At 51.7% G+C, this 26,811-nt stretch carries 23 protein-coding genes; 11 read left to right on the plus strand and 12 right to left on the minus strand.

What is annotated here, in order from left to right; translation table 11 throughout:
* Positions 1-9 precede the first annotated feature (9 nt).
* From QEN31_RS07990 to yeiP, 6 genes are all read right to left on the minus strand, one after another.
* On the minus strand, positions 10-1,815 hold the full coding sequence (locus QEN31_RS07990) for an extracellular solute-binding protein (protein WP_000561742.1): 1,806 nt from the start codon (positions 1,813-1,815) through the stop codon (positions 10-12).
* Positions 1,816-1,921: 106 nt separating this feature from the next.
* Positions 1,922-3,478 (minus strand): cyclic di-GMP phosphodiesterase, encoded by a 1,557-nt coding sequence (locus tag QEN31_RS07995; protein ID WP_000957755.1) that lies wholly within the window; start codon positions 3,476-3,478, stop codon positions 1,922-1,924.
* A gap of 325 nt (positions 3,479-3,803) precedes the next feature.
* The gene (gene mepS, locus QEN31_RS08000) at positions 3,804-4,376 is read right to left on the minus strand and encodes a bifunctional murein DD-endopeptidase/murein LD-carboxypeptidase (protein ID WP_000241015.1); all 573 of its coding nucleotides are present in this window, start codon (positions 4,374-4,376) and stop codon (positions 3,804-3,806) included.
* 413 nt (positions 4,377-4,789) lie between these two features.
* Positions 4,790-5,509, minus strand: a complete 720-nt coding sequence (locus QEN31_RS08005; protein ID WP_000178095.1) for a phosphatase PAP2 family protein — start codon at positions 5,507-5,509, stop codon at positions 4,790-4,792.
* Between the two features lie 29 nt (positions 5,510-5,538).
* Positions 5,539-6,525, minus strand: a complete 987-nt coding sequence (locus QEN31_RS08010; RefSeq protein WP_000169346.1) for a CobW family GTP-binding protein — start codon at positions 6,523-6,525, stop codon at positions 5,539-5,541.
* A 212-nt stretch (positions 6,526-6,737) separates the two neighbouring features.
* Positions 6,738-7,310: an elongation factor P-like protein YeiP gene (yeiP, locus tag QEN31_RS08015; protein ID WP_001136822.1), complete on the minus strand. Its 573-nt coding sequence runs from the start codon at positions 7,308-7,310 to the stop codon at positions 6,738-6,740.
* A gap of 323 nt (positions 7,311-7,633) precedes the next feature.
* Here yeiP and QEN31_RS08020 point away from each other — a divergent pair, with 323 nt between their 5' ends.
* The 3 genes from QEN31_RS08020 to QEN31_RS08030 all read left to right on the plus strand — a co-directional run bounded on the left by QEN31_RS08020 (position 7,634) and on the right by QEN31_RS08030 (position 9,092).
* A complete protein-coding gene (locus QEN31_RS08020; RefSeq protein WP_001523448.1) occupies positions 7,634-7,888 on the plus strand; it encodes a YkgJ family cysteine cluster protein in 255 nt (84 codons plus the stop codon).
* A gap of 414 nt (positions 7,889-8,302) precedes the next feature.
* Entirely contained in the window at positions 8,303-8,425 is a 123-nt protein-coding gene (locus QEN31_RS08025) for a hypothetical protein (RefSeq protein WP_001521176.1), read from the plus strand.
* Between the two features lies 1 nt (position 8,426).
* Entirely contained in the window at positions 8,427-9,092 is a 666-nt protein-coding gene (locus tag QEN31_RS08030) for a GNVR domain-containing protein (protein ID WP_001213887.1), read from the plus strand.
* Between the two features lie 64 nt (positions 9,093-9,156).
* Here QEN31_RS08030 and setB read toward each other — a convergent pair whose 3' ends face one another.
* The gene (gene setB / locus QEN31_RS08035) at positions 9,157-10,338 is read right to left on the minus strand and encodes a sugar efflux transporter SetB (protein WP_000551936.1); all 1,182 of its coding nucleotides are present in this window, start codon (positions 10,336-10,338) and stop codon (positions 9,157-9,159) included.
* A 368-nt stretch (positions 10,339-10,706) separates the two neighbouring features.
* On the opposite strand from setB, the gene fruB reads away from it, so the two are divergent.
* Genes fruB through fruA form a run of 3 tightly spaced genes read left to right on the plus strand, consistent with a single transcriptional unit; the run spans position 10,707 to position 14,480 of the window.
* Positions 10,707-11,837 (plus strand): fused PTS fructose transporter subunit IIA/HPr protein, encoded by a 1,131-nt coding sequence (fruB, locus tag QEN31_RS08040; protein WP_000487287.1) that lies wholly within the window; start codon positions 10,707-10,709, stop codon positions 11,835-11,837.
* On the plus strand, positions 11,837-12,775 hold the full coding sequence (gene fruK / locus QEN31_RS08045; protein ID WP_000091249.1) for a 1-phosphofructokinase: 939 nt from the start codon (positions 11,837-11,839) through the stop codon (positions 12,773-12,775). Before fruB ends, fruK begins: the two co-directional genes overlap by 1 nt.
* A 16-nt stretch (positions 12,776-12,791) precedes the next feature.
* The gene (fruA, locus tag QEN31_RS08050; RefSeq protein WP_000854417.1) at positions 12,792-14,480 is read left to right on the plus strand and encodes a PTS fructose transporter subunit IIBC; all 1,689 of its coding nucleotides are present in this window, start codon (positions 12,792-12,794) and stop codon (positions 14,478-14,480) included.
* Positions 14,481-14,544: 64 nt separating this feature from the next.
* Here fruA and nfo read toward each other — a convergent pair whose 3' ends face one another.
* Together nfo and QEN31_RS08060 are read right to left on the minus strand one after the other, a co-directional pair.
* On the minus strand, positions 14,545-15,402 hold the full coding sequence (gene nfo, locus QEN31_RS08055; RefSeq protein ID WP_064239862.1) for a deoxyribonuclease IV: 858 nt from the start codon (positions 15,400-15,402) through the stop codon (positions 14,545-14,547).
* A 78-nt stretch (positions 15,403-15,480) separates the two neighbouring features.
* Positions 15,481-16,530, minus strand: a complete 1,050-nt coding sequence (locus QEN31_RS08060; protein WP_000137966.1) for a YeiH family protein — start codon at positions 16,528-16,530, stop codon at positions 15,481-15,483.
* A 120-nt stretch (positions 16,531-16,650) separates the two neighbouring features.
* On the opposite strand from QEN31_RS08060, the gene yieE reads away from it, so the two are divergent.
* The 3 genes from yieE to cirA all read left to right on the plus strand — a co-directional run bounded on the left by yieE (position 16,651) and on the right by cirA (position 21,509).
* On the plus strand, positions 16,651-17,514 hold the full coding sequence (gene yieE, locus QEN31_RS08065; protein ID WP_000548315.1) for a DNA-binding transcriptional regulator YeiE: 864 nt from the start codon (positions 16,651-16,653) through the stop codon (positions 17,512-17,514).
* 189 nt (positions 17,515-17,703) lie between these two features.
* Positions 17,704-19,173: a lysine-specific permease gene (gene lysP, locus QEN31_RS08070; protein WP_000535000.1), complete on the plus strand. Its 1,470-nt coding sequence runs from the start codon at positions 17,704-17,706 to the stop codon at positions 19,171-19,173.
* A gap of 344 nt (positions 19,174-19,517) precedes the next feature.
* Positions 19,518-21,509, plus strand: coding sequence for a catecholate siderophore receptor CirA (gene cirA / locus QEN31_RS08075; protein ID WP_000488252.1), 1,992 nt, complete (start codon positions 19,518-19,520; stop codon positions 21,507-21,509).
* Positions 21,510-21,552: 43 nt separating this feature from the next.
* Here cirA and QEN31_RS08080 read toward each other — a convergent pair whose 3' ends face one another.
* Positions 21,553-22,875 carry an MFS transporter gene (locus tag QEN31_RS08080; protein WP_000023806.1) on the minus strand — a complete coding sequence of 441 codons (1,323 nt, stop codon included), beginning with the start codon at positions 22,873-22,875 and terminating at the stop codon, positions 21,553-21,555.
* 32 nt (positions 22,876-22,907) lie between these two features.
* Positions 22,908-23,795, minus strand: a complete 888-nt coding sequence (serB, locus tag QEN31_RS08085; protein ID WP_052944242.1) for a phosphoserine phosphatase SerB — start codon at positions 23,793-23,795, stop codon at positions 22,908-22,910.
* Positions 23,796-24,011: 216 nt separating this feature from the next.
* Between serB and QEN31_RS08090 the strand changes: the two genes are divergently transcribed.
* Together QEN31_RS08090 and QEN31_RS08095 are read left to right on the plus strand one after the other, a co-directional pair.
* Positions 24,012-25,379 (plus strand): L-serine ammonia-lyase, encoded by a 1,368-nt coding sequence (locus QEN31_RS08090; protein ID WP_001736633.1) that lies wholly within the window; start codon positions 24,012-24,014, stop codon positions 25,377-25,379.
* 4 nt (positions 25,380-25,383) lie between these two features.
* Complete coding sequence (locus QEN31_RS08095; protein WP_000876817.1) at positions 25,384-25,773, plus strand: helix-turn-helix domain-containing protein; 390 nt, start codon at positions 25,384-25,386, stop codon at positions 25,771-25,773.
* Here QEN31_RS08095 and fghA read toward each other — a convergent pair.
* On the minus strand, positions 25,762-26,619 hold the full coding sequence (gene fghA / locus QEN31_RS08100) for an S-formylglutathione hydrolase (RefSeq protein ID WP_000425488.1): 858 nt from the start codon (positions 26,617-26,619) through the stop codon (positions 25,762-25,764). The genes QEN31_RS08095 and fghA overlap by 12 nt on opposite strands.
* Between the last annotated feature and the right edge of the window lie 192 nt (positions 26,620-26,811).

Below are 26,811 nucleotides of genomic sequence, written 5' to 3' on the forward strand. Positions count from 1 at the left end.
TGATTCTTACTACCTCCTGGCTGCCGGTAGTTTGGCGGCTTTGTTGACATCATACCACCAGGTATCTAACCCGATGGTATATACCGGGCGAATCGCCGGATGGGAGAATTTATCCCACCAGGCGAGCCTGTCTTGCGCCATATACCACATCGGCAGCATGTAATAGTTCCAGGTCAGCACGCGATCCAGCGCCCGTCCCAGCGGCACCAGTTTCGCTTTATCACCCTGCGCTGCGATAATTTGCGCGATCAGTTTATCCACCACCGGGCTTTGTACGCCGGGAGCGTTATAACTGGAGTCAATGTATTCCGACGCCCATGAGATTTGTAGATCGGAGCTGGGCCAGGGCATCGCCCGCCATAGCCTCGGCATCATGTCATAGTCGCGGCTACGCATCCGGTTGGTGAGTTGAGAATTATCAACCTGACGGATAGTCATCGTAATGCCCAGACGCTGAAGATTATGCTGGAAGGGCAGAACCCACTGGCTATTACTGCTGGCAGGAAGGAGAAGTTCAAACGTCAGGGGCTTACCGGTGACGCTATTGACCCGTTGCTGTCCGTTGATCACCCATCCGGCCTGCGTCAACAAGGCGTCAGCTTTAAGAAGATTTTCGCGATCGTAGCCGTCGCCGTTAGAGACCGGCGGCTGATAGATCTGAGTGAAGACTTCAGGAGGAAGATCTTTTTTCATCGGCGCGAGTAATACCAGCTCATCGGCGTCAGGATAATTTCTGGCGGCGTACTCGGTATTCTGGAAGTAACTGTTGGTTCGGCTCCAGGCATTATAGAACAGCGCTTTATTCATCCACTCAAAATCGAAGGCCAGGGTGACAGCTTCACGTACCCGCCGGTCTTTAAATACCGGGCGCTGAATATTAAAGGCCAGCCAGCGTGTGTCCTGCGCCGACTCGTTTTTCTGCTCTTCTTTAATGATGTAATGATTATCGAAATTTTTACCGATATAGCGCGTTGCCCAGTTTTTAGCGTCGTTTTCCAGCCGTAGATCAAATGCGCCCGCTTTAAACGCCTCGAAAGCGACATTGTCATCAAGGTAGTAATCGTAGCGGATAGTGTCGAGGTTAAAACGTCCACGATTGACCGGCAGATTAGCCGCCCAGTAGTTTTTGACGCGTGAATAGACAATGTACTGGCCCATTTTCCACTGAGTAATCCGGTATGGCCCGCTGGCTAAGGGCGGCGTTGAAAGCGGATCGCTAAGTTTGTGATTTTTCCAGAATTTTTCGGGCATGATCGGTAATGAAAACAGACTAAGCATGTCTTCTTTACCAGGCTTCGCCAGCTCAATTCGCACGGTTAAAGGCGCAATCGCCTTCACGGTAGTACCTTTATAGACCAGACGGAACTGCGGTACGCCTTCGGTCATAAACTTATGAAAGGTAAAGGCCACATCGCGGGCGGTAATGGGCGTGCCATCGTGAAAACGAGCGCGGGGATTAATCGAGATTTCCACCCAGGAATAGTCGGCTGCATAGCGGGCATGGTCGGCAATCAGCGGATAATAGCTTCCGGGTTCATCATCCGAAGTGGTAAAAAGCGTATCGTAAAGGGCTTCGGTACGTACGCCGGGATTGCCGCGCAGCGAATAGCGATTGAAATTATCGAACGTACCAATGGCGGAAAGCGTCATCTGACCGCCTTTCGGCGCAGCAGGATTTACATAATCAAAGTGATCAAAGTTAAAAGCATACTTAGGTTCGCCGAGTACGGCGAAAGCGTAGCTTTCTTTGATTTCCTGGGCCTGGGCGCCAGCGCTAACCAGTGCGACAAGCAGAAGCATTACGCGCGCAATCATCTGAAGGCGGTTTCCTTATCGTATTGCCCGCTGCAAACCGGCAGGCGTTTCGCTGAATAATAAGTGACGTTGCGTCTGATGTGAATCCGTTAAAACCGTAAGGGGACTACCATTCAGGCACGGAAGGCGCCGACATCCACAGCACGAAATCTTTAAGGGGTAAAGGACGGCTAATCCAGTACCCCTGCAAGTAATTAACACCGTGATCGCGTAGCCAACGGGCCTGCTCCGGCGTTTCAACGCCCTCGGCCACCGTCAGCATATTCAGGCGTCTGGAGAGCGTCAGCACGGTATCCAGAACCGGCGACGTGACGGTTTCCGTGCCGATCGCCTGGATAAAGCCGCGATCGATTTTCAGATAATCTAAAGTAAATCGCTCCAGATAAATCAGGGCGCTATGGCCTGTACCGAAATCATCTATAGCGATTTCAAACCCGGCGGAATGCAGCCATTCGAACAGTTTGGCCGCTTCATACTGCTGGAGCATATCGCGTTCAGTGATTTCCAGCACGATATGAAAATGGTGCGCGGGCAGGGCGTCCCTGAGCCGGTGCATATCCTCTTTAAAACTGTCGCTGTGCAGATGTTCCGGCGCGATGTTAATGCCAAATTTGGCACCGACGGGCATCACCTTCTGTAACGTGGGCGCGTCGCGGGCGATCAGCTCGAACAGATGCTGCGTTAACGGTACGATAAGTTGCTGCGCTTCGGCATAGTGGATAAAGGCATCCGGCGGAATCTCTCCTGCCGTAGGGTGACGCCAGCGCAGTAAGACTTCAAGCCCGGTGACGCTCAGCGTACGAGTATCGACGACGGGCTGATAAACCACATAAAACTGCTCGTGTTTGATCGCCGTTAAAATCTCTTTGCCCGGTCGCGTCCGGAGGGCATAGATAAAGTAACAGATAAACCCTGCTACGATGCCGCTAATGCAGCCCAGCATCAACGCATACCACAAGTCATTGTAGGTCCAGCTATCGGCATAAAGCCGTATTTTAAGCGGCAGGCCGTTGATAGTTGCCTGTCGTGATGGCGTGCCCGGCAGCTCCGCGACGGTCAGTAGACGCGAAGAAAAGGTCGACAGAGCGGTATTGCCGACAATCAGCGCGATGCCGTTAAAATCATCCTGGCGCGTGGTATAGAGTAAGTAGGGCGTCAGGTTAATATTCAGCGATGTGAATACGCCGCTGTCATTTAATAATGGGTTTCGATACCAAATCACCATTGTCGGTTTGTTGGGCATCATTGGCGTGCCGGGCAGAATCGCCATAGCAACGTCTTTGCGGATATCTATATCCGGTACCAGTTGCTGAAGCGGCATATTCATGGCGCCAGTGGCGGAAGAGCAGAACACTTTTTTATCTTTAATCAATAAGAAGGCGCGGACATTAAGGCTAAAAGCGGCTCTTGAGGTGAGTTCTGCGCCAACCTGCTGACAGGTGTTGATCGTCAACGGTTGAAGAATATCGGTGGTGGCTTTCAGGTCGGCGAAATAGCTGGCCAGGTAATGTTGTACATCAGAAAGGAGCGTATTGTATTTAACATCCCGTTTATGCCACGACAGGAAAAATTGCAGGCTACCAATAAGTAATGCTGCCGCTATCCCCGTAATGATACAGGTAAGCAGGATTTTCCGACCGGAAGAGGAGTCGCGTGTTAGCATAATTCCTGGTGTGGCCTGAAAAGGCGGATGCCGGTTAAACTGGTTGATTTATAAGACTATAGCCTGGATTACTCCGGATAGTCATGCTTTTCTGTGATGCGCAGGAAAGCGTATTGTCGCAGTAGCCGTTGGCGGAAACGACCTGAATGCCTGATGGCGCTATGTTTATCAGGCCTACGTTCGTGTGTTGTAGGCTGGATAAGACGCCACACGTCGCCATTCGGCAAAACGGGTTCAGAAGGGATAATAAGCAAAAGCACTGCCGAAGCAGTGCTTTTTATGTCGTCTCATCAGGTAAGCCAAGGGAGGTGCTGCCTGATGAAGATTAACTGCGGCTCAGAACTCGACGCGCTTCATTGTAGCGTTTTTTCCAGTACGGTTCGTTCATACTGGAGATAATGACGCCGCTACTGGTAGACGCATGGACAAACTGGTTATTGCCGATATAAATACCGACATGACGACCAGTGGAGCCGGCGCGGAACAGAACCAGATCGCCCGTACGCAGGTTATTGCGTGAAACCGCTTTGCCCATTTCCTGCTGTTCATAGGTTGAACGCGGAAGCTCTAAACCAAACTGTTCACGGAAGGTGCGCTGTACAAAGCTGGAACAGTCGACGCCTTTCTTAGTGCTGCCGCCCAGGCGGTAACGCACGCCTTTCCAGTCAGCATACTGATCCATAATCCGCGACTTAACGTCGAGGTTACGCACCATATTTTCAAATTCATCCTGAGAGGCTTGCAGTGAAGAGCTATCGCTATTGCCCACAGCATGCGTCTCAGAATGCATATTCTTTGCGGTATTGGTGGTTGTGCTACAAGCAGAAAGCAGAACCGCAACTGCAATCGCAGGAATCCCGCGCAAAATATATCTCAAAATCGGTTGAGATTTGACCATGTTGTTTGTTTTCCCTTGAAGTCCTTAACGATAAATATCGTTATAAAAATGCCAAACGTGATGAGACTAATTACCTGCACAGCTTGAGACAATTCTTTGTGCACAAATCTGTGGCGGAACGCACAAATTTATTCGCAATGAGAATAATTATCTGGCGAGGCAAAACGAGTTTGAGATTACCCGATTGTTGCTGTCATTGCGAGCGATTTCGCGTGATTTTTTATAAGAATTTATGATACGAAAAGTGAACTATCAGCACGGGTCAAATTAAGCGCAAATCGTTTAAAAATCGGGCAAACTGTTCATTTTGCAGAGGAATAATATGACCGAAAAATGATGGGCTGGGGGAATATCATCATAAATTACCTTCAACGATGTAAAACTATCGCTGAAGGTAATGTTAATTACATAGGTTATTTGTTTAAAATTTGTTTATTTCCGCCCGGGAGATAATTCTCAAAAAGCGCTATCGCCCGGTCGCTGAGCGGGGTCATCAGCCACCAGGGGAGGCCAATCAAAATAACCGTGAGTGACCCGACCACAATATCGGTGAACCAGTGAGCGCCAATCATAACGCGCGGAAACGCGAAAACCACAAATATAATAAGGGCGATAATCCCCGCCGTTTTGCCGAAATAACGCAGCATAAAGGCGGAAAATATCAGCAGCATCATACCGTGATCGCCTGGGAAACTGTCTTTTGACGCGTCTTTTGTCGGGATGTGCAGCAACTCGCTGACGCGATAAATATGCTCAAAAGAGAGCGTTGGGCTGGCGCGCTTGACGGGGATCAGCGCCTGACCGAGTTGGTTAAGCACCACCGCTGTTAGCAGCATGACCAATCCGATTATCACAATGCGCCGCCGGCCCGATGCGTTTTCTTTTAGCCAGAAACTGAGCATCAGTCCGCCCATCGCCAGCAGCGAACAGCCGTCAAACGCCCGATTATTGGTAATAGCGACCCACCAGAGGAACGCGTGGCTTTCCACCAGTTTCTGGTTAAAGAAGTGGAATATGCCGGAATCAATGGTGAACCAGAAACCGTGATTGACGGGAAGATACCATGACAAAAACAGCGCCAGACCGGCGGCATTAAGCAGAATTATCAAGGAATAGCGGGTTTTCATCGTCATTTCGCCATAGTTTTTAAACGGTGGCAACCTTACGCGTGCGTCGCTAAACGAAGCTTCAACAAGGCCGTCTGTAACGTATTCCAGTCGGTTTCTGTGTTTGAGATAAGTTCAACCCGGCTATCCGGCGGCGCGACACTCTGTGTTTCGATGTGCAGGTCATCGCCCTGGCGATTGATGCGTACCAGCCCCTCTTGTATGCGCATAACGCCTTTCACCCGGCCCACCGGCGCCAGACGCGCCCATTCGAGGAGGCCAATGGTGTCAAACACGGTATCGGCATCGAAAATCCAGCCGCAGGCCTGATGACCCTGTCCGCTATTGAGGCTGCGTCGCCAGCGCTGCTGTGCGGGCAGATTTAGCGCGGCGAGTCCTTTTTTACTGGCATGAGTGTGAGAATGCGCGGCGCTGGCCGGCAGTTCCGCCAGATTTTGTCGCGGTAAATCCAGAAGCTTATCGTCTATCTGTCCATGTTCGGCATGAATCAGTTGACGATCGCCGCCGTACTGTCGCCACCACTGTTGCAGGGCGGCATCGCTCTGCGCCGTGGCGCGATCGGTCTTATTGGCGATGATAATATCGGCTGAGGCGAGCTGATCGCGGAAATTTTCATTGGCGACGCTCTGTTGGTCCAGTAGCAGGCGAGGGTCAAGGATGCAGAGCGTAGCGCGTAAATCAATCCACGGCTCATAAACCGGCGCAGTTAATAAATCCAGAATCTGTTTTGGGTGCCCCAGTCCGGTTGGTTCAATCAGCAACCGGTCAGGTTTGCCCTGGCGCAGCAGCGTGTTGAGCCCCACCTGCATAGGCAATCCATTGACGCAGCACATGCAGCCGCCGGGGATCTCTTTTAGCAGTGCGCCGCTGTCGGCAAGCAGCGCGCCGTCAATACCCACTTCACCAAATTCATTAACCAGGACGGCCCACTTTTCAGCCGGATCTTTATGAGCTAATAAATGAAGGATAGAGGTGGTTTTTCCGCTACCGAGAAATCCAGTAATAAGATTGGTTTTGGTCACGTCAGCTCCAGAATATTGATACAACATAACAACTTTTAATAATCCTGGCGAATAAACGTGAAAAAGAGAAGTGCTGAGTTGACGAAGTCGTGCTTCTGCCATCTTAAGAGCAGAAAATGTTAAATTTTTAACGTTTCTCTTTCCTGGTGCAGAACAGTCAATAAAGAAAAGGGTCAGACTGCGCCCTGGGGCGCAGCCGAAAAATGCGAAACTTAATCCGCGCGCCCCATATAACGGCGCTCTTCGATATGAATGCGGATTTTCTCACCTGCGCTCAGGTATTCGGGAACCTGAATCACCAGACCGGTGCTTAATGTCGCGGGTTTGTTACGTGCGCTGGCGGACGCTCCTTTAATACCCGGCGCGGTTTCGACGATTTCCAGATCCACGGTCTGCGGAAGCTCTAGCGCCAGCAGTTGGCCGTCCCAGGTCAGAACCTGCATATCCGGCATTCCGCCTTCAGGCATAAACAGCAACTCTTCTTCAATCTGATCTTTGGTGAAGGTATACGGCGTATAGTCTTCTTTATCCATGAACACATATTCGTTGCCATCGACATAAGAAAAGTCAACGCCGCGACGGCTCAGGGTGACGGTATCAACGATATCGTCGCCTTTGAAACGTTCTTCCACTTTCAGACCGGTGCGGACATCGGAAAAACGCATTTTATACAGTGTGGCGGCGCCACGGGCGGTAGGTGACTGAATGTCGATATCTTTCACAATCAGCAATTTGCCGTTGTAGTTCAGTACCATACCTTTTTTGATTTCGTTCGCTCTTGGCATCGAGGAGATCCTGTTGTAGAGATTATCTAAAATATCGCGTAAAACTACTCGCGCCGGGCCGTCCAGGCAAGTGGAATTGTCACTTTTGCTGGTGCAAAAAAGGTGATACTGTTCGCCCGCTTTCCGCTCCGCGTTCAACGAGAATAGGCGATGGCATGTCGCCCGGAGGGGGGAAGTGTGCTGTGTTGTCCCTTCTGTTTCCAGCCTTGTCTTCGGAATGTCTGAGGGCAGGTCTGATCATGATGACGTCCACATTTTAAATCTGGATTTTTCTTTGGACAAATTCTGTTATCTTTCATTTGGTTATAAATAGAGGGCTGAGCATGGACTGTCGTAGCGGTTGTGGCGCTTGCTGTATTGCGCCTTCAATTTCGTCGCCGATACCCGGAATGCCGAATGGCAAGCCGATGAATACCAGATGCGTGCAGCTTTCGGAAGATAACTTGTGCCTTATCTTTGGCTCGCCTTTACGCCCAAAAGTGTGCTCTGGTTTGCAACCGACAGGGGACATGTGTTTAACGACCCGGGAAGAGGCCATTATTTATTTGCTGGAACTCGAACAGAAAACCTTACCATGAGCTAATAGCCTAATGGGATAGGCTCTAAGTCAGCTGTTTTTGATAAACGTGCAGGGGCTTACGTTATATCCCGAAATAGTCTACAAAAGCTGCGCATCAAATTACCTCCTTTTACCATTAAATAGCGTAATACATGCTTCCCTTATTTCGTGGCTTCTGAAGCGGTAGATGTCGCCGCTCAACCCCGTTGGTACCTGAACGTGTACCGAACAAACCGTCACATAAAACAAAAACGATCAATTTTATTTATATGATAGTTTTTATCTATTAAAAAGAGGAATTTTGATCGATTTTAATTATTTATAACGATCGATATCATGAATTTGATAGTTTATATCTATCATTGATGTATTTACCGATCGATATAACCAGTGTGAATGTGTTGTTATTTTCCTTTAAAATACTCGAATTCTTATGTGTGGGTTTTATCTTATGAAGAAATATACGTTCGCAGCCAGGGCGTTTATTTTTACGCTGGTGTTGCTTTTTGTTATTTTAGTATTCGGGTTGACTATTAGCGTTTTAAAAGGGATGTGAAATGCGGGGAGAAAATAGTGAAATTGATTTAGTCGACGTTTCCTTATTCCTTATAAGAAAATGGCTAAGTATCGTGATCGCTACCTTTATTTTTGTCGCCATTGGCTATGTTTTTGTGAGCGTGCAGCATGATACAAAGGTTGTAAGTATTACGATCAAACCTAATCTGGATACGCCTGCTACCTATGCGTTATGTGGCTATGCTAATGATATTCAATGTAAAACAACGGTTATCCTTAACCAGTTTAGCCGTTTCTTGCCTGCGAACTATAAAAATAAAATAAGTTTTGACGCGAAAAATCAGCTTGTCCTTTTTAAGGCGCAGGGGAGGGAAGAAAGCGTCAATAATATTATTTCCACCCTGAAAAATAGCGTCGATAAAATGGCAGCATGGTATATCGATGATGGTGACATTAAACGTTATAGCGTGCATAAAAACATGTTACAAACGGAAACATATACAAAGCTATCCTTGTTGTCGGAGGCGGTTAAAAATAATGCTAACATTGAAGTGATAGATGTTGCTGTCACACCAAAATATAAGATGCGGCTGGTGTTGGTTCTTTGCGGACTGATGGGCGTAATTTTCTCAATAACCGGTCTCTTATGTAAGAGGGCGCTAACAGAATATCGTATTGAGAAAAAGACAATGAATGACCGCGCATGAACATCGCGCAGAGATAAACTCTGCGCTGAAATGTGTCGAAGAGTAAAAGTATCAGGCTTGCAAGTTAAACATCTTTAATACGCGCCAGGCAGAATATGGTGGCGACAATCATGACTAACGCAAACCAGAAGACCGCATGGTAATTCCAGATTTCTGCGGCGATTCCCGCCAGCGAACCGGCAATGATCCAGCCGACGCGAATGGTATTGGTATACAGCGTGGTGGCTGAACCCGCCTGGCCTGGCATGAGATCCTGAAAATAGAGCATGCCAATCCCGCCAAGAATGCCGATGTAAATCGCGTTCAGCAACTGCAAGCCGAGCAACGTCGCCGGTGCGTGCGCCAGCAACATACCCACATAAAAGCACAGTCCGGCGACAACGGCGATGCACATTAACAGGCGTTTTCCCAACCGTTTGGCGAAGTAACCTGCAATCAGCATTGTGGGAATCTCCAGCCCGGCGGCGGTGCCCATCATCACGCCTGCAAGTTTTTCCGGAAGATGCAGCTCATTGATGATAAACAGCGGCATATTAATGATATACAGGCTGTTAGTTCCCCACATTAACGTACAGATGACAAACAGCAACAGCGTATCGCGGCGATTACGACGCGGTGCTTCCAGCGTGCCGGTCGCCAGCGGCGCATCTTTGCGCATTGACGGTAAAAAGAACCACACCATGACGCCGCAGACGATAAAAGCTACCGCCGCGCTCAAATACATCACCGTAAAGCTAAAACCCATCGCCAGCGCATAGGCCAGCGGCGGCCCAATGACCCAGGCCAACGAGACCTGGGCGCGGAGGATTGAGCTGAACATCACCGCTTCACGACCTGTACGATCGGCATGTTCTCGGGCCAGCGCAAACATCTGCGGGTTGGCGGTAGAGCCGAAGCTACTGAGAAAGACGCCGATGAACAGCAAAATAAAGTAGTTGCGGTTCCAGGCAAACAACACGCAGGCCAACATGCCCAGCACGCAACAGAAAACGATCAGTTTTTTGCGATCGCCTTTTTTATCTGAGCGACCCGCCAGAAACTGGCTCACGATAATGCCGATAACCGCGCTGCCGGTAAAAAAGAATCCCACCATGCCGGGGCGGGCGTGAACCTCATCCGTCAGAAAAATACTGAGCGTCGGCGTCTGTAACGCACCGGCAATACCGGTGAGAAAAGCGACGATCAAAAAGGCGGTAGACGTCAGGTCAAACGATTTAGGCGCAGCGGCGGCGGGACTGTTGTGCATGTTTCTATATCAGTGGTGTGAAGAGAGGCGGAGTTTACGCTGCCCGTCAGAAAATAAACAGGCGTCTGAATCAAAATCGACACGAAAAATCAAAATAGCATTCCAGTTTGTTACCAGGGCGTGCTGACGCAAGCTGAAAGAAAAAAGCTGAAGCCTTTTATGCGTCAGCTATTGAGGGTCTGTTGGAGAAAAAATGTGCTTCACCTCAAAAAATTGCTACAAAACCGGTAACTTTTCTTGCGTGCTGAAGCAGAAAGATCCAGACTTCTTGAAACGTTTCAGCGCGATCTGGTTTTTTTGATAACTCAGATTGGCGCTTTTTTTCTCATAGTGGCTGAATCGTTTCAATTCAGCAGGAGAGGAGACACATGTTCCAGTTATCGGTTCAGGACATTCATCCGGGCGAGCAGGCCGGAAATAAAGAAGAGGCCATTCGGCAAATCGCCGCCGCGTTAGCGCAGGCGGGGAATGTGGCGGGCGGCTATGTTGACGGTATGCTGGCGCGCGAACAGCAAACCTCGACCTTTCTTGGCAATGGTATTGCGATTCCCCATGGCACAACAGACACGCGCGATCAGGTGCTGAAAACCGGCGTCCAGGTCTTTCAATTCCCGCAGGGCGTTACCTGGGGAGAAGGCCAGGTCGCCTACGTGGCGATTGGTATTGCCGCCAGTTCGGACGAACACCTCGGCCTGCTGCGTCAGCTGACGCATGTGCTAAGCGATGACTCCGTGGCTGAACAGCTGAAATCCGCGACAACGGCGGAAGAGCTGCGCGCATTGCTGATGGGCGAGAAGCAAAGTGAACAATTAAAACTTGATAACGAGACGATGACGCTGGATGTCATCGCCAGCTCGCTGGTCACATTGCAGGCGCTAAATGCGGCGCGTCTGAAAGAGGCGGGAGCGGTTGATGCGGCGTTCGTCGCAAAAACGATTAACGATAGTCCGATGAATCTGGGACAAGGCATCTGGCTGAACGACAGCGCGGAAGGCAATTTGCGCAGCGCTGTTGCGGTAAGCCGTGCGACCCAGGCGTTTGACGTAGAGGGTGAAAAAGCAGCCTTATTAGTCACTGTCGCGATGAACGACGAGCAGCCGATTGCCGTGCTAAAACGCCTCGGCGACCTGTTGCTGAACAATAAAGCCGATCGTCTGCTGAGCGCCGACGCCGCGACGCTGCTGGCGTTGCTGACCAGTGATGATGCGCTGACGGATGACGTACTGAGCGCGGAATTTGTAGTGCGTAATGAGCATGGTCTCCATGCCCGTCCGGGCACCATGCTGGTGAATACGATTAAACAATTTAACAGTGAAATTACCGTGACAAACCTTGATGGAACCGGCAAACCGGCAAACGGACGTAGTCTGATGAAAGTGGTGGCGTTAGGCGTGAAGAAAGGCCATCGTCTGCGCTTTACCGCGCAGGGTGAAGATGCTGAACAGGCGCTGAAAGCGATTGGCGATGCGATCGCCGCCGGTCTCGGGGAGGGCGCATAATGAGCAGGCGTGTTGCCACCATTACCCTTAATCCGGCTTACGATCTGGTTGGGTTTTGCCCTGAAATCGAACGCGGCGAAGTGAACCTGGTGAAAACCACGGGTCTGCACGCGGCGGGCAAAGGCATTAACGTTGCCAAAGTGCTGAAAGACTTAGGCATCGACGTCACCGTCGGCGGTTTTCTCGGTAAAGATAACCAGGACGGTTTTCAGCAATTGTTCAGCGAACTGGGTATCGCTAACCGCTTTCAGGTGGTTCAGGGCCGGACCCGCATCAACGTGAAGCTGACGGAAAAAGATGGCGAAGTGACCGACTTCAACTTTTCCGGCTTTGACGTGACCCCCGCAGACTGGGAACGCTTTGTTAACGACTCCCTGAGCTGGCTGGGTCAGTTCGATATGGTCTGCGTCAGCGGTAGCTTACCGGCTGGCGTGAGCCCGGAAGCGTTCACCGACTGGATGACGCGTCTGCGCAGCCAGTGTCCATGCATTATCTTTGATAGTAGCCGTGAAGCGTTAGTCGCCGGTCTTAAAGCTGCGCCGTGGCTGGTGAAACCGAATCGCCGCGAACTGGAAATTTGGGCGGGTCGTAAGCTCCCGGAAATGAAAGATGTGATTGATGCGGCGCACGCGTTACGCGAACAGGGTATCGCCCATGTGGTGATTTCGCTGGGGGCGGAAGGCGCGCTGTGGGTTAACGCCTCAGGAGAATGGATCGCTAAACCACCGGCAGTTGACGTGGTAAGTACCGTCGGCGCAGGCGATTCCATGGTTGGCGGATTGATTTACGGCCTGCTGATGCGCGAGTCCAGCGAACATACGCTGCGTCTGGCGACGGCGGTTGCCGCGCTGGCGGTCAGCCAGAGCAATGTGGGTATTACCGATCGTCCTCAGTTGGCCGCAATGATGGCGCGTGTCGACTTACAACCGTTTAACTGACAGCAGGAGAGGCATAATGAAAACGCTGCTGATAATTGACGCTAATCTCGGCCAGGCTCGCGCTTACATGGCGAAAACCCTGCTTGGAGCGGCGGCGCATAAAGCAAATCTGGAAATTATCGACAATCCGAATGATGCTGAGCTCGCGATCGTGCTGGGCGAATCTCTGCCGAACGACAATGCTCTGAACGGCAAAAAGGTTTGGCTGGGGGATATTGGTCGCGCCGTCGCGCATCCGGAACTGTTTCTGAGTGAAGCCAAAAGCCATGCGACCCCTTACAGCGCTCCTGCTGCGGTTGCTCCTGCGGCGAGCGGCGGTCCGAAACGCGTGGTCGCGGTAACGGCCTGCCCGACCGGCGTCGCCCATACTTTTATGGCGGCTGAAGCCATTGAAACAGAAGCGAAAAAACGCGGCTGGTGGGTAAAAGTCGAAACGCGCGGCTCCGTGGGGGCCGGCAATGCCATCACCCCGGAAGAGGTGGCGGAAGCGGATTTAGTCATTGTGGCGGCGGATATCGAAGTGGATCTGGCGAAGTTTGCCGGTCTCCCGATGTACCGCACGTCGACCGGCCTGGCGCTGAAAAAGACGGCGCAGGAGCTGGATAAAGCCGTAGCGGAAGCAACGCCGTATCAACCGGCGGGTAAGGCATCGCAAGCGGCGACCGAAGGGAAGAAAGAGAGCGCTGGCGCATACCGGCATCTGTTGACGGGCGTTTCTTACATGCTGCCTATGGTGGTTGCCGGGGGACTGTGTATTGCACTTTCCTTCGCCTTTGGTATTGAAGCCTTTAAGGTGCCGGACACGCTGGCGGCGGCGCTGATGCAGATTGGCGGCGGTTCGGCGTTTGCGCTGATGGTGCCGGTACTGGCGGGTTATATCGCTTTCTCCATCGCGGATCGCCCAGGCCTTACGCCAGGTCTGATTGGCGGTATGCTGGCGGTTAGCACCGGTTCCGGTTTTATCGGCGGGATCATTGCCGGCTTCCTTGCCGGGTATATGGCGAAGCTTATCAGTACCAAACTGAAACTTCCGCAAAGTATGGAAGCGCTGAAGCCAATCCTGATCATCCCGTTAATTTCCAGTCTGGTGGTGGGGCTGGCAATGATTTACCTGATCGGTAAACCGGTTGCCGGGATTCTGGAAGGGCTCACTCACTGGCTGCAAACCATGGGAACCGCAAACGCAGTGCTGTTGGGCGCGATTCTCGGCGGGATGATGTGTACCGACATGGGCGGCCCGGTGAACAAAGCGGCGTATGCGTTTGGCGTTGGTCTGCTGAGTACGCAAACTTACGCGCCGATGGCGGCGATCATGGCCGCAGGTATGGTACCGCCGTTAGCGCTGGGTCTGGCGACGATGGTGGCGCGTCGTAAGTTCGACAAAGCGCAGCAGGAAGGTGGTAAAGCGGCGTTGGTGCTGGGGCTGTGCTTTATCACTGAAGGCGCTATTCCGTTTGCGGCACGCGACCCGATGCGTGTACTGCCGTGCTGTATCGTTGGCGGCGCGTTGACCGGGGCTATTTCTATGGCGGTAGGCGCAAAATTGATGGCGCCGCATGGCGGTCTGTTTGTTCTGCTTATCCCAGGCGCAATTACGCCGGTATTGGGATACCTGCTGGCAATTGTGGCCGGTACGCTGGTGGCAGGGCTGGCTTATGCCGTCCTGAAACGTCCGGAGACGGAAGTCGCGGCAAAAGCGGCGTAAGAGAAACACGCTAAAAAAGGCAGAGCGCGCTCTGCCTTTTTTATTGCCTGAAGAACATTGAGCGTCAGGCCACCGCTTCGGCAATTTGCTGGGCTTTTAACCACGCAATCTCTTCCGCCCAGATATCAGGATTGATGGTCTCCAGTATCAGCGGAATACCGTCAAAACGCGCATCCTGCATAATCCAACGAAACGCATCGTGGCCGATATTGCCTTCACCCAGACTGTGATGGCGGTCAACGCGGCTACTGAAGGCGCTTTTGGCGTCGTTAAGGTGCATTCCGCGCAAATACTGAAATCCGACAATTTTCCCGAATTCGGCGAATGTTTTTTCGCACGCCTCTGGCGTACGCAGATCGTATCCGGCGGCAAAGGCATGGCAGGTATCGATACAGACGCCAACGCGCGACTTATCTTCCACGCCGTCGATGATGGCGGCTAACTGTTCAAACTCAAACCCCAGATTACTGCCCTGACCGGCTGTATTTTCGATAACCGCCGTAACGCCCTCGGTCTGCGCGAGGGCAATATTGATGGATTCCGCGATCCGCGCCAGGCAATCCTCCTGTGCAATCTGCATCAGATGGCTACCGGGATGAAAATTAAGCAAGGTTAAGCCGAGTTGTTCACAGCGCTGCATTTCATCGAGAAAGGCATCGCGTGATTTTTCCAGCGCTTCACTGACCGGATGGCCCAGATTAATCAGGTAACTATCGTGGGGAAGAATTTGCGCCGCCGAGAAATGATACTTTTCACAGGCGATTTTAAAGTCATCAATGACCTGGGGAGTAAGGGGGGCGGCACGCCACTGACGCTGGTTTTTTGTGAAAAGCGCAAAGGCCGTTGCGCCAATTTCAGCCGCGCGGGCAGGGGCGTTAGCCAGACCGCCAGCAGCGCTGACGTGCGCTCCGATGTATTTCATAAAAGACTCCTGTTAAACCCGCTAACGGTTCATTACGAACGCTATGATAACGGGTTAACAGGCGTGAAACGTAATAATTTATGCGATAAGGCTATGGATTAGGACGTTAATGGCGCCACCGCCAATAATCAGCCAGGCGAATAGTGCCAGCGCCATCAGCAGCGGTTTCGCCCCCGCTTTTTTCAATGCGCTAACGTGAGTGGTCAGACCCAACGCCGCCATCGCCATCGCCAGCAGCACTGTGTCCAGCGTCACCAGCATATCCACCACGGCTTTCGGCAGCAGGTGGAAAGAGTTGAAGATCGCCACTACGATGAAGAAAATAGCAAACCACGGAATGGTAATTTTGCTTTTTTCCGCGCCGGTCGCCGGTGAAAGCTGTTTAACGCGTGCCGCCAGAATGATCAGGAACGGCGCCAGCATCATGACACGCAGCATCTTAGCGATAACTGCCGCATTTTCCGCATCCGGGCTAACGGCATGACCCGCTGCGACCACTTGCGCGACTTCATGCATGGTTGAGCCGATATAGATGCCGTAAGTTTCCGGGCTGAACCAGTGCGCCAGCAGCGGATACATTGCCGGGTAAAGGAAAATAGCGATGGTGCCGAAAATAACGACAGTCGCGACGGCTACAGTAACCTTACTGGCTTCCGCTTTTACCACCGGTTCTGTCGCCAGTACCGCCGCCGCGCCGCAGATACTGCTACCGGCGCCAATCAGCCAGCTGGTGTGCCTGTCCAGACCAAAGACTTTTTGGCCTAAGAAGCAGGCCAGCATGAACGTGCTGGAAAGCGTTAATACGTCAATCACAATGCCGCTAATGCCCACGTCGGCGATTTGTGAAAAGGTAAGGCGGAAGCCGTAAAGGATAATCCCTAAACGCAGCAGATGTTGTTTTGCAAACAGCACGCCGCCGTCGCATTGTTTCCATATTTGTGGATAGACGGTATTCCCGATAACCATACCCAGCAGGATAGCCAGGGTCAGGGCGCTGAACCCCGCGCCTGCAACGGCAGGGATAGCGCCGCCCCACAGGGCGACTCCTGTAATGACGGCGCTCAGAGCGAGCCCCGGTATAAAATGCCACATTGTACGACGATGATTCTGCAAGGTGAGTTCTGTCATAACCTTCTCCTGTATATGGACAATAAGGTTACGGTGATCTGGTTTAAAAATAAAATTGATTATATATTTATAATTAATCTTTATAAGTGGTAAGTGAAACGCTATCGGTGGGATACGACTATGCATATTACGCTACGACAACTTGAAGTGTTTGCTGAAGTACTGAAAAGCGGTTCAACAACCCAGGCGTCGGTCATGCTGTCATTATCGCAGTCCGCCGTTAGCGCCGCGCTCACCGATCTGGAAGGTCAGCTCGGCGTACAGTTGTTTGATCGGGTGGGGAAACGGCTGGTGGTCAACGAACATGGGCGCTTGTTATATCCGCGCGCGCTGGCATTGCTGGAGCAAGCGGTAGAAATTGAGCAGCTATTTCGTGAAGATAACGGCGCGATACGGGTTTATGCCAGTAGCACCATCGGCAATTACATTTTACCCGCCATGATTGCCCGCTATCGCCAGCATTATCCGGCCTTGCCGCTGGAACTCAGCGTGGGAAACAGCCAGGACGTGATTAACGCGGTGCTGGATTTTCGGGTTGATATCGGCCTGATTGAAGGACCATGTCACAGTACAGAGATTATTTCTGAGCCGTGGCTGGAAGATGAGCTGGTGGTCTTTGCCGCGCCGTCCTCGCCGCTGACGCAGGGGCCGGTGACGCTGGAACAGCTTGCGGCATCCCCATGGATTTTACGCGAGCGCGGTTCCGGTACGCGGGAAATTGTCGATTATTTGCTGTTGTCGCATTTGCCGCGCTTTCATATGGCGATGGAGTTGGGGAATTCAGAAGCGATCAAACATGCGGTGCGTCATGGACTGGGGATAAGCTGTTTATCGCGCCGGGTGATTGCTGAACAACTCCAGGCGGGAAGCCTGGGCGAAGTCGCGGTGCCGTTACCGCGCCTGGTGCGCACGTTGTGGCGTGTTCATCATCGGCAGAAACATCTTTCTAACGCGTTGCAGCGTTTTTTGAGTTACTGTGAATAAAGGTGAAGAGGAGGGCTGCCCCGGCGGCATCGCCATTTTTAGTATCCGCTTACGTATACGTTATTCTCTGCTTTACTTATAATCCGTGGCCGGTCATGAAGGTCTCTTATAACCGCGCATTTGTGTCGGAAGGATAGTATTTCGTCTGTTACAATCGCGCCTCATTTTTTGGATGGATAGCATTTTCACATGGGTTCCAAAACTAAAACCACAGAAGCGCCCGCGCTACGTCGCGAATTAAAGGCGCGTCACCTGACGATGATTGCCATTGGCGGCTCCATCGGGACAGGTCTTTTCGTTGCATCTGGTGCGACAATTTCTCAGGCGGGGCCAGGCGGCGCGCTGTTTTCTTATATTCTGATTGGTTTGATGGTCTACTTCCTGATGACCAGTCTTGGCGAGCTGGCGGCCTATATGCCAGTATCTGGCTCGTTTGCGACATATGGTCAGAACTATGTGGAAGAAGGCTTTGGTTTCGCGCTGGGCTGGAACTACTGGTACAACTGGGCGGTGACTATCGCTGTTGACCTGGTTGCCGCGCAATTGGTGATGGGCTGGTGGTTCCCGGACACGCCGGGCTGGATCTGGAGCGCGCTATTCCTCTGCGTCATTTTCTTGCTGAACTACATTTCCGTGCGCGGTTTTGGCGAAGCGGAGTACTGGTTCTCGTTAATTAAAGTCGCGACCGTTATTATCTTCATCATCGTTGGCGTAGCGATGATTATCGGTATCTTTAAAGGTGTTGAGCCGGTCGGCTGGAGCAACTGGACGACGGGCGATGCGCCTTTTGCTGGCGGTTTTGCGGCAATGATTGGCGTCGCGATGATCGTGGGCTTCTCTTTCCAGGGAACCGAGCTGATTGGTATTGCCGCCGGGGAATCTGAAAACCCGGAGAAGAATATTCCGCGCGCGGTGCGTCAGGTATTCTGGCGTATTCTGCTGTTTTATGTTTTCGCGATTTTGATTATCAGCCTGATCATTCCTTATACCGATCCAAACCTGCTGCGTAACGACGTCAAAGACATTAGCGTCAGTCCGTTTACCTTAGTGTTCCAGCATGCGGGCTTGTTGTCTGCGGCGGCGATAATGAATGCGGTTATCCTGACGGCGGTACTGTCTGCGGGTAACTCCGGGATGTATGCCTCGACCCGTATGCTCTACACCCTGGCCTGTGACGGTAAGGCCCCGCGTATTTTTGCGAAATTGTCCCGCGGCGGCGTACCGCGCAATGCGCTTTATGCCACCACCGTGATTGCCGGTCTTTGCTTTTTGACCTCAATGTTTGGCAACCAGACGGTCTATCTGTGGCTGTTGAACACCTCCGGTATGACGGGCTTCATCGCCTGGCTGGGGATTGCCATTAGCCATTATCGCTTCCGTCGCGGTTACGTGTTACAAGGGTATGATGTGAATGATTTGCCGTACCGTTCCGGGTTCTTCCCGCTGGGGCCGATTTTCGCCTTTGTACTGTGCCTGATTATTACGTTGGGGCAGAACTATGAAGCGTTCCTGAAAGATACCATCGACTGGGGCGGCGTCGCGGCGACCTATATCGGTATTCCGCTGTTCCTGCTTATCTGGTTCGGCTACAAGCTGATAAAAGGTACGCATTTCGTGCGCTATAGCGAAATGCACTTCCCGGAACGCGTTAAAAAGTAACGCGGTATTCTCGTCATAGGCCGGATAGGCTTTATGCCGCTATCCGGCACTGACTGCCTGAACCTGACTCTTCTAACCCTCTCATTCGAGAGGGTTTTTTGTTTTTTCTTCATGATTGGTTCAAATGACATAATTATTAACAATTAAATTGATAATTATTATCGTTTGCTTTATCGTTACGCTCGAAATCAGAAAGGATGAAGATTCGGGCGCGACCGTCACTCATGAGCCCGACTCGCCTGCATAAAAAGAGTTCGCCGTGATAACCGTTATCGCAGGCGAAACGTAATGCGTTGTGAGCGATAACCAATTTTTTTGTCGTATTTACCTCATGGAGAAATGGAATGTTTAGGTTTAACCCTTTCGTTCGGGTAGGGCTTTGTATGTCCGCAGTTACGTTGGCCTGGCCGGTTGCCGCGGCAACGGATGATGGTGAAACTATGGTCGTTACCGCGTCCGCCATCGAACAAAATCTGAAAGATGCGCCAGCAAGTATCAGCGTCATTACCCAGCAAGATTTACAGCGCAGGCCCGTGCAAAACCTGAAAGATGTCCTGAAAGAGGTGCCGGGCGTACAGCTCACTAACGAAGGGGATAACCGTAAAGGCGTGAGTATTCGTGGTCTGGACAGCAGTTATACGCTGATCCTGATCGACGGTAAGCGCGTTAACTCCCGTAACGCGGTCTTCCGCCATAATGATTTTGATCTGAACTGGATACCGGTTGACGCTATCGAACGCATTGAAGTGGTGCGTGGCCCCATGTCCTCGCTGTATGGCTCCGATGCGCTGGGCGGCGTGGTCAACATTATCACCAAAAAAATTGGTCAGAAATGGCACGGCAGCGTCACGGTTGACTCCACTATTCAGGAACATCGCGACCGTGGCGATACCTATAACGGTCAGTTCTTTACCAGCGGTCCGCTGATCGACGGCGTGCTGGGAATGAAAGCCTACGGTAGTCTGGCGAAACGCGAAAAAGACGAGCAGCAGAGCTCCGCCACCACCGCTACGGGTGAAACGCCGCGCATTGAAGGATTTACCAGCCGCGATGGAAACGTCGAGTTTGCCTGGACACCAAACGAAAATCATGACGTTACCGCAGGCTACGGTTTTGATCGCCAGGACCGGGACTCCGACTCGCTGGATAAAAATCGTCTGGAACGGCAAAACTACGCGTTGAGCCATAACGGACGTTGGGATCTCGGCAATAGCGAGCTCAAGTTCTACGGCGAAAAGGTGGAAAACAAAAACCCCGGCAACAGTAGCCCTATCACGTCAGAAAGCAATTCGATTGACGGGAAATACGTTCTGCCGTTAGCGTCTGTCAACCAGTTCCTCACCTTCGGCGGCGAATGGCGTCACGATAAACTGAGCGATGCGGTGAACCTGACCGGCGGTTCCAGTACTAAAACCTCCGCCAGCCAGTACGCTCTGTTCCTTGAAGATGAGTGGCGCATCTTCGAACCGCTGGCGCTGACCACCGGTATTCGTATGGATGACCATGAAACCTATGGCGATCACTGGAGCCCGCGTGCTTATCTGGTCTATAACGCAACGGATACCCTGACGGTGAAAGGTGGGTGGGCCACGGCCTTTAAAGCGCCGTCGCTATTGCAATTAAGTCCGGACTGGGCGACCAACTCCTGCCGTGGCGGATGCCGCATTATCGGTAGCCCAGATCTGAAACCTGAAACCAGTGAAAGCTGGGAGCTCGGCCTTTATTACCGGGGCGAAGAAGGCATACTGGAGGGCGTGGAAGCGAGCGTTACCACGTTCCGTAACGATGTGGACAATCGCATCAGCATTAGCCGTACCCCTGACGTTAACGCCGCGCCCGGCTATTCCAACTTTGTCGGTTTCGAAACCAACAGTCGGGGACAGCGCGTTCCGGTCTTCCGTTATTACAACGTGAATAAAGCGCGTATTCAGGGCGTGGAAACCGAGTTGAAAGTTCCGTTTAACGAGGCGTGGAAACTGTCGTTGAATTACACCTATAACGACGGACGCGACGTCAGTAATGGCGGGAACAAGCCGCTTTCCGATCTGCCGTTCCACACCGCGAACGGTACGCTGGACTGGAAACCGGTGCAGCTCGAAGACTGGTCATTCTACGTATCAGGGAATTATACCGGGCGTAAGCGGGCCGACAGCGCAACAGCGAAAACGCCGGGCGGGTACGTGGTCTGGGATACCGGCGCGGCATGGCAGGCGACGAAAAACGTTAAACTGCGTGCGGGCGTTCTGAACGTAGGCGATAAAGATCTCAAACGCGACGACTACGGTTATACCGAAGACGGACGTCGTTACTTTATGGCGGTGGATTACCGTTTCTGACAGAGACTGGCGACAGCCGCGTTTTGCCGCTGTCGCCAGAATATTATAACCGATGCAGCCTGGAGAGCAGCGCCAGCGACAGAGTCGTTAGCAGAATGGCGATTAACGCATAGATATAAACGCCCGACCACGCCCAGCTATTTTTCACCATAATTACCGGCACACCGGCCATTGCCGCGCCGACATAGCTGAACAATCCCCGAAAGCCGGTAATCGATCCCGCCGCATCCTTATGGGTCACATCCAGACAGCCGACGGCAAAAAGCATATGCGGTCCGTATAAGGCGAAGCCCATGATGGTGAACAGAATCGCGGTGAGGGTGTAAGAGGTATCCTGAACCAGCGGCACCAGCACGATGCATATGCACAGCGCTAACGCGAAGATTAATCCGGTCATCCAGCGGTTACTTTTGAACATAAAGTCAGACAAGTAGCCTGCCAGCAACCCACCTGCCAGTCCGCCCGCCTCAAACCAGGAAATAATCGAGTTCGCTTTTATCAGACTCCAGCCGTGAACCTGCGAATAGTAAATCTGCGGCCAGTCGTTAAGAATAGTGCGCGCAATATAAACTGACATATCGCCGATAATAATGATCCATACCAGTGGATTGGTCAGGATATATTTCACAAAAATCTGCCAGAAGCTCAGGTTGACCGGGCTGGCCTTGACCTGGGCCAGTTCCGTCGGGTCGTTACGCCACTGCCCCACGTTGGGCAAACCTAACGTACCGGGACGATCTTTAATGGTAAATAGCGCCACTATCCCCATCAGCAGCGAAATGGCGCCGGGAACATAAAACCCCATTTTCCAGCTACCGCTAAAGGCGATAGCAAAACTGGTCAGCAGCGGCGCGAGGCTGCCGCCGATATTGTGCGCCGCTTCAACGATAGCCCACCAGCGTCCCCGTTCGTTTTTCGAAAACCACGAGGCCATAATTTTCGCCATCGGCGGAAAGCTGGTGCCCTGTAAGATCGCGTTGAGGCTGTACAGTACGTAGAATGCCGCCACGCTATCGGAAAAGCCGAACAGAATATTTACAATCCCCACGCCAATCAGCACCGGGCCGGTCATAGCTTTCGGGTTAATTTTATCGACCAGCATCCCGCCGACAAACTTCATTGCGCCATAAAGAATGTAAAAAATGGAAGACATAATGGCGAAGTCTTCTGCGGTCAGCGACGTTTCCGTCAGCATGGCCGGCATCGCAGCGGAGAAGTTTTTACGGGTAAGATAAAAGACGGCATAAGAGATAAAGACCGAGGCGATAATCTCAAAACGAAATTTTTTATAGGTCTGGTCTATCTCTTTTTTCTCTTTTACGATCGGCTTATCGGGCTGGCTGAAAATAAATGTTTTTATACTCATTTTAAAATTCCCTTCCGGCGAGGTGAGTCGCGTTATAATTCATCTTCAATAAGAAAAAGAAGCAATTCGAAACCGTGATAATTAATCTGATGGTGGATTTTTTCCCGTACAACCGGCTTCGCTTTCCAGGCAATACCGGTGCCAGCATGTTCTAACATCGGCAGATCGTTGGCGCCATCACCGCAGGCAATAATATTCTCCGTGGCAATATTTAACCGGGCAGCCAGGTCAACCAGAGTCTGTTTTTTGTTTGCGGCATTCATAATCGGCAAGGTAATGTTATCCGTCAGAACGTTATCGCGTATTTCAACCGTATTCGAAAAGGCATAATCCAGTTGATACCGCGCTTTTAGACGCTGGGTGAATATATCCAGTCCCCCGGAGATAATCGCGGTTTTAAATCCTTTGGCCTTGATGACTGGCAGAATAGTTAACAGGCCTGGCGAAAGGGTCATGCGATCGCATACGGCGTTCAGCACTGCTTTCGGTGTGCCTTTCAACATTCCGATACGTCGGGTAAAACTGGCGTTAAAATCAAGCTTGCCCTCCATCGCCTGTTGGGTAATGGCGGTGATTTGCGTCGACATGCCAAGCTCGCGGGCAATTTCATCCACGCCTTCTTCCGCAATAAATGTCGAGTCCATATCAAACGCGATAATACCGTTAGCAGGCAGTGGCTGCGGCTTAATAAAAAAATCAAACTGCCATTGCAATGAGAGTTCGCGTAAATAGCGATAAAATTCAGGCGTCAGACATTCCGCTGGCAGCGTAAGCTTTAAATAAGCAGTATTGATAAGCGCGGCATAACGTTTATCAAATAATAGCGGAAACGGCATGGTGACGGCATTAAATAACGTTTCATGTAATTTTTTCTGAAACGTATCGATATCCTGTGTAGTAATAAAATAAATAATGCTCATATGATAACTCCCTTAATTTACGGGTATTATAATGGCTCTTTTGCGGCGTGGAATCTCGTGCTATCACAGATATCACAGCCAGAAAAGGGCTAAAAAAGCGTTGTTTTTGATACCAGGTAAAGTTCAGACACAAAAGGTATCACTTTTGATATGCCAACTGTGCGAGGATGTTATTTATTACTGAACGCGAATGACACTGAAAGGATTGATATAACGATGGAGAGTTGCCTTGATATATTCAAAATAGTAATAGGTCCATCCAGCTCACGTACCGTAGGGCCGATGCGCGCCGCCTGTCACTTTATTTCATTGCTCAGAGAACAAGAGACGTTACCGCTAATTCGGGAAATTGAAATCGAGCTGTATGGCGCGTTATCGTTAAGCCGCAAGTGCCACAATGTGGATACCGCCCTTTATCTTGGGCTGCTGGGTTGCCAGCCGGAGAATGTCGATCTCCGTTCGCATATGGCGGTGATTAAGCGTGCGGAAAATGAAAACAAAATCGAACTCCCGCTCTCCGACGCGGGCGGAATCACGATAAAAGTCAAGATTATCGCCAATCACCAGGCGCATCCAGGCCATCCTTATGCCATGACGTTTCGCGCCAGAGATGATTATTTCACGGTGTATGAAGAGACCTGGTTTTCGACCGGCGCCGGACAGGTTCGCAAACATGGCGAGCCGCTGACGCCATCGCTTCCTTTGCGTACAGTGTCGCCCTTTGAATTTAGTCATGCCGCGCAGTTGCTGGCGCTGTGTCGGCGTAACGGCCTGTCCGTGGCGGCGCTGATGATGAAAAATGAGCTGTGCCGCCACTCGCCACAGATGTTGCAGAATTATCTGGCGCAAATATGGGACGTGATGCAGCAGGCGGTTTATCGCGGCCTGCATACTGAGGGGGTATTACCCGGTCCCTATCAGGTACCGCGGCGCGCCTGTGCGTTACATAAGACGTTACAGGCTAACCGCTCCGCCAGCGATTTTTTAACCGCGCTGAACTGGGTCAATGCCTTCGCGATTGCGGTAAGCGAAGAAAATGCCAGCGGCGGACAGATTGTTACCGCGCCAACCAATGGCGCGTGCGGCATCATTCCGGCAGCGCTCTGCTGGTATGATAAATTTGTCACGCCGCTGGAGCCCGGTGCTCTGACCCGTTTCTTCCTGACCGCCGCCGCTATCGCGATATTGTTTAAACAAAACGCCTCTATTCTGGGATCTGAAGTTGGCTGTCAGGGGGAAATCGGCGTGGCGTGCTCAATGGCGGCGGCGGGCCTGGCTGAACTGATGGGCGCATCCGTGGAGCAAACGCTGAGCGCCGCTGAAATTGCCATGGAACATCATCTGGGATTGACCTGCGATCCGCTGGGCGGGCAGGTACAAATTCCCTGCATAGAGAGAAATGCTATCTCTGCCGTGAAAGCGATAAACGCGGCGACGATGGCGATGAGTCGCGTAAGCGAACCCTGTATTTCGCTCGATGAGATCATTGCTGCGATGTACGAGACCGGTAAAGACATGAGCGCTAAATACCGTGAAACGTATCATGGTTCGCTGGGGAAAATTCAGCCGCGCAAGAGAGGGTAACAGCGTGAAATACAATACGATGAATAACGACGAGATTATCCTGTCGTTGTGCGCCCGCTTAAAGGAGACGCGTCTGTCTCTTTCGATGACCCAGCAGCAGCTTGCCGATCGCGCGCACGTTGGCATTGCCACCATCAAGCGTATCGAGAAGGGAGGAGGGCTCAATCTTGATACGTTAATTTCTCTCCTGCGGGCGCTGGATAAGTTGCATAATCTTGATGCGGTGCTGTTTGAATCCGAGCTGCGTAATTTTCACGAAAGTTATGAAGGCGGAGAGGGCAGCGGCCGCCTTCAGGTACGCCAGCAGGCCGCGGATTTAAATAATAAATCTTCCGCGCCGCAGTCGGAGGAGGTGAATTACAGCGCGGCGCTGGAAAATTCATTATGTTGGTGACGTCTCACGCTCGTCCCGTAAATACCTGGCATGAAAGCGCAGATGGTCCTCGATGAAGGACGCAATAAAATAATAGCTATGATCGTAACCAGGCTGGATTCGTAGCGTCATCGGCCAGGCGGTTTGCCGCGCGGCTTCCGCCAGTACGGCGGGCTGAAGCTGATCGGCGAGGAATTGATCGCTGTCGCCCTGATCGATGAGCACAGGAATGGCGTCCTGCGGCTGGCTGGCCAGCATTAATTCGCAGCTATCCCACTCAGTCCAGGCTGATTCATCTTCGCCGAGATAAGCGGTAAGCGCTTTGATTCCCCACGGCACGCGGCTGGGGTTGACGATAGGCGCAAAAGCAGAGACGCTGGTGTATTTGCCCGGATTTTTCAGCGCCATGATTAATGCGCCGTGGCCGCCCATCGAGTGCCCGCTGATGGCGCAACGGTCGCTGACGTTAAACTGTGTCTGGATAAGCGCCGGAAGCTCATCGCGCAGGTAATCGTACATGCGATAATGGCTGGCCCAGGGCGGCTGTGTAGCATTGAGATAAAACCCGGCGCCGTGGCCTAAATCGTATCCGCTATCGTCGGCGACCTGTTCACCGCGTGGACTGGTATCCGGCATCACCAATACAATGCCCAGTTCTGCTGCGATACGCTGCGCGCCTGCTTTGGTGGTAAAGTTCTCATCATTGCAGGTCAACCCGGACAACCAGTACAGTACCGGAGGCGGTTCATTATCCTGAGTCGGCGGAAGAAAAATGCTGAATGTCATGGCGCAGTTTAGCGTGGCGGCATGATGACGCCAGCGCTGCTGCCAGCCGCCAAAACATCGGTGCTCTTCGAGCATTTCCATGCGGGGGCTCCTTTTATAGTGAACCTGATAAGGTATGCAAATTCTTCATAATACAGATTATTCACCGCGTTGTGAGTAACTTTCACTTCCGTAATACATAAACATGCTTCATCATTTAAATAACGTTGCGTTAACAAATATGCCCTTTGTCCTGCCATCATTCCCGCACCGGAAAAGATGTCATGAAAGGCA

The sequence above is a fragment of the Salmonella sp. SA15303 genome, assembly GCF_029962125.1.
In the GTDB taxonomy this organism is placed as follows: Bacteria; Pseudomonadota; Gammaproteobacteria; order Enterobacterales; family Enterobacteriaceae; genus Salmonella; species Salmonella enterica.

Bases quoted from the DNA above. Each gene is read 5' to 3' on its own strand.
- yieE (WP_000548315.1), top strand. From the start codon at position 16,651: ATGCATATTACGCTACGACAACTTGAAGTGTTTGCTGAAGTACTGAAA.
- QEN31_RS08080 (WP_000023806.1), bottom strand. From the start codon at position 22,875: ATGAGTATAAAAACATTTATTTTCAGCCAGCCCGATAAGCCGATCGTA.
- QEN31_RS08005 (WP_000178095.1), bottom strand. From the start codon at position 5,509: ATGACGATGAAAACCCGCTATTCCTTGATAATTCTGCTTAATGCCGCC.
- fruK (WP_000091249.1), top strand. From the start codon at position 11,837: ATGAGCAGGCGTGTTGCCACCATTACCCTTAATCCGGCTTACGATCTG.
- fruA (WP_000854417.1), top strand. From the start codon at position 12,792: ATGAAAACGCTGCTGATAATTGACGCTAATCTCGGCCAGGCTCGCGCT.
- setB (WP_000551936.1), bottom strand. From the start codon at position 10,338: ATGCACAACAGTCCCGCCGCCGCTGCGCCTAAATCGTTTGACCTGACG.
- nfo (WP_064239862.1), bottom strand. From the start codon at position 15,402: ATGAAATACATCGGAGCGCACGTCAGCGCTGCTGGCGGTCTGGCTAAC.
- QEN31_RS08060 (WP_000137966.1), bottom strand. From the start codon at position 16,530: ATGACAGAACTCACCTTGCAGAATCATCGTCGTACAATGTGGCATTTT.
- QEN31_RS08025 (WP_001521176.1), top strand. From the start codon at position 8,303: ATGTGTGGGTTTTATCTTATGAAGAAATATACGTTCGCAGCCAGGGCG.
- yeiP (WP_001136822.1), bottom strand. From the start codon at position 7,310: ATGCCAAGAGCGAACGAAATCAAAAAAGGTATGGTACTGAACTACAAC.
- QEN31_RS07990 (WP_000561742.1), bottom strand. From the start codon at position 1,815: ATGATTGCGCGCGTAATGCTTCTGCTTGTCGCACTGGTTAGCGCTGGC.
- QEN31_RS08020 (WP_001523448.1), top strand. From the start codon at position 7,634: ATGGACTGTCGTAGCGGTTGTGGCGCTTGCTGTATTGCGCCTTCAATT.
- lysP (WP_000535000.1), top strand. From the start codon at position 17,704: ATGGGTTCCAAAACTAAAACCACAGAAGCGCCCGCGCTACGTCGCGAA.
- mepS (WP_000241015.1), bottom strand. From the start codon at position 4,376: ATGGTCAAATCTCAACCGATTTTGAGATATATTTTGCGCGGGATTCCT.
- QEN31_RS08090 (WP_001736633.1), top strand. From the start codon at position 24,012: ATGGAGAGTTGCCTTGATATATTCAAAATAGTAATAGGTCCATCCAGC.
- fghA (WP_000425488.1), bottom strand. From the start codon at position 26,619: ATGGAAATGCTCGAAGAGCACCGATGTTTTGGCGGCTGGCAGCAGCGC.
- cirA (WP_000488252.1), top strand. From the start codon at position 19,518: ATGTTTAGGTTTAACCCTTTCGTTCGGGTAGGGCTTTGTATGTCCGCA.
- serB (WP_052944242.1), bottom strand. From the start codon at position 23,795: ATGAGCATTATTTATTTTATTACTACACAGGATATCGATACGTTTCAG.
- fruB (WP_000487287.1), top strand. From the start codon at position 10,707: ATGTTCCAGTTATCGGTTCAGGACATTCATCCGGGCGAGCAGGCCGGA.
- QEN31_RS07995 (WP_000957755.1), bottom strand. From the start codon at position 3,478: ATGCTAACACGCGACTCCTCTTCCGGTCGGAAAATCCTGCTTACCTGT.
- QEN31_RS08030 (WP_001213887.1), top strand. From the start codon at position 8,427: ATGCGGGGAGAAAATAGTGAAATTGATTTAGTCGACGTTTCCTTATTC.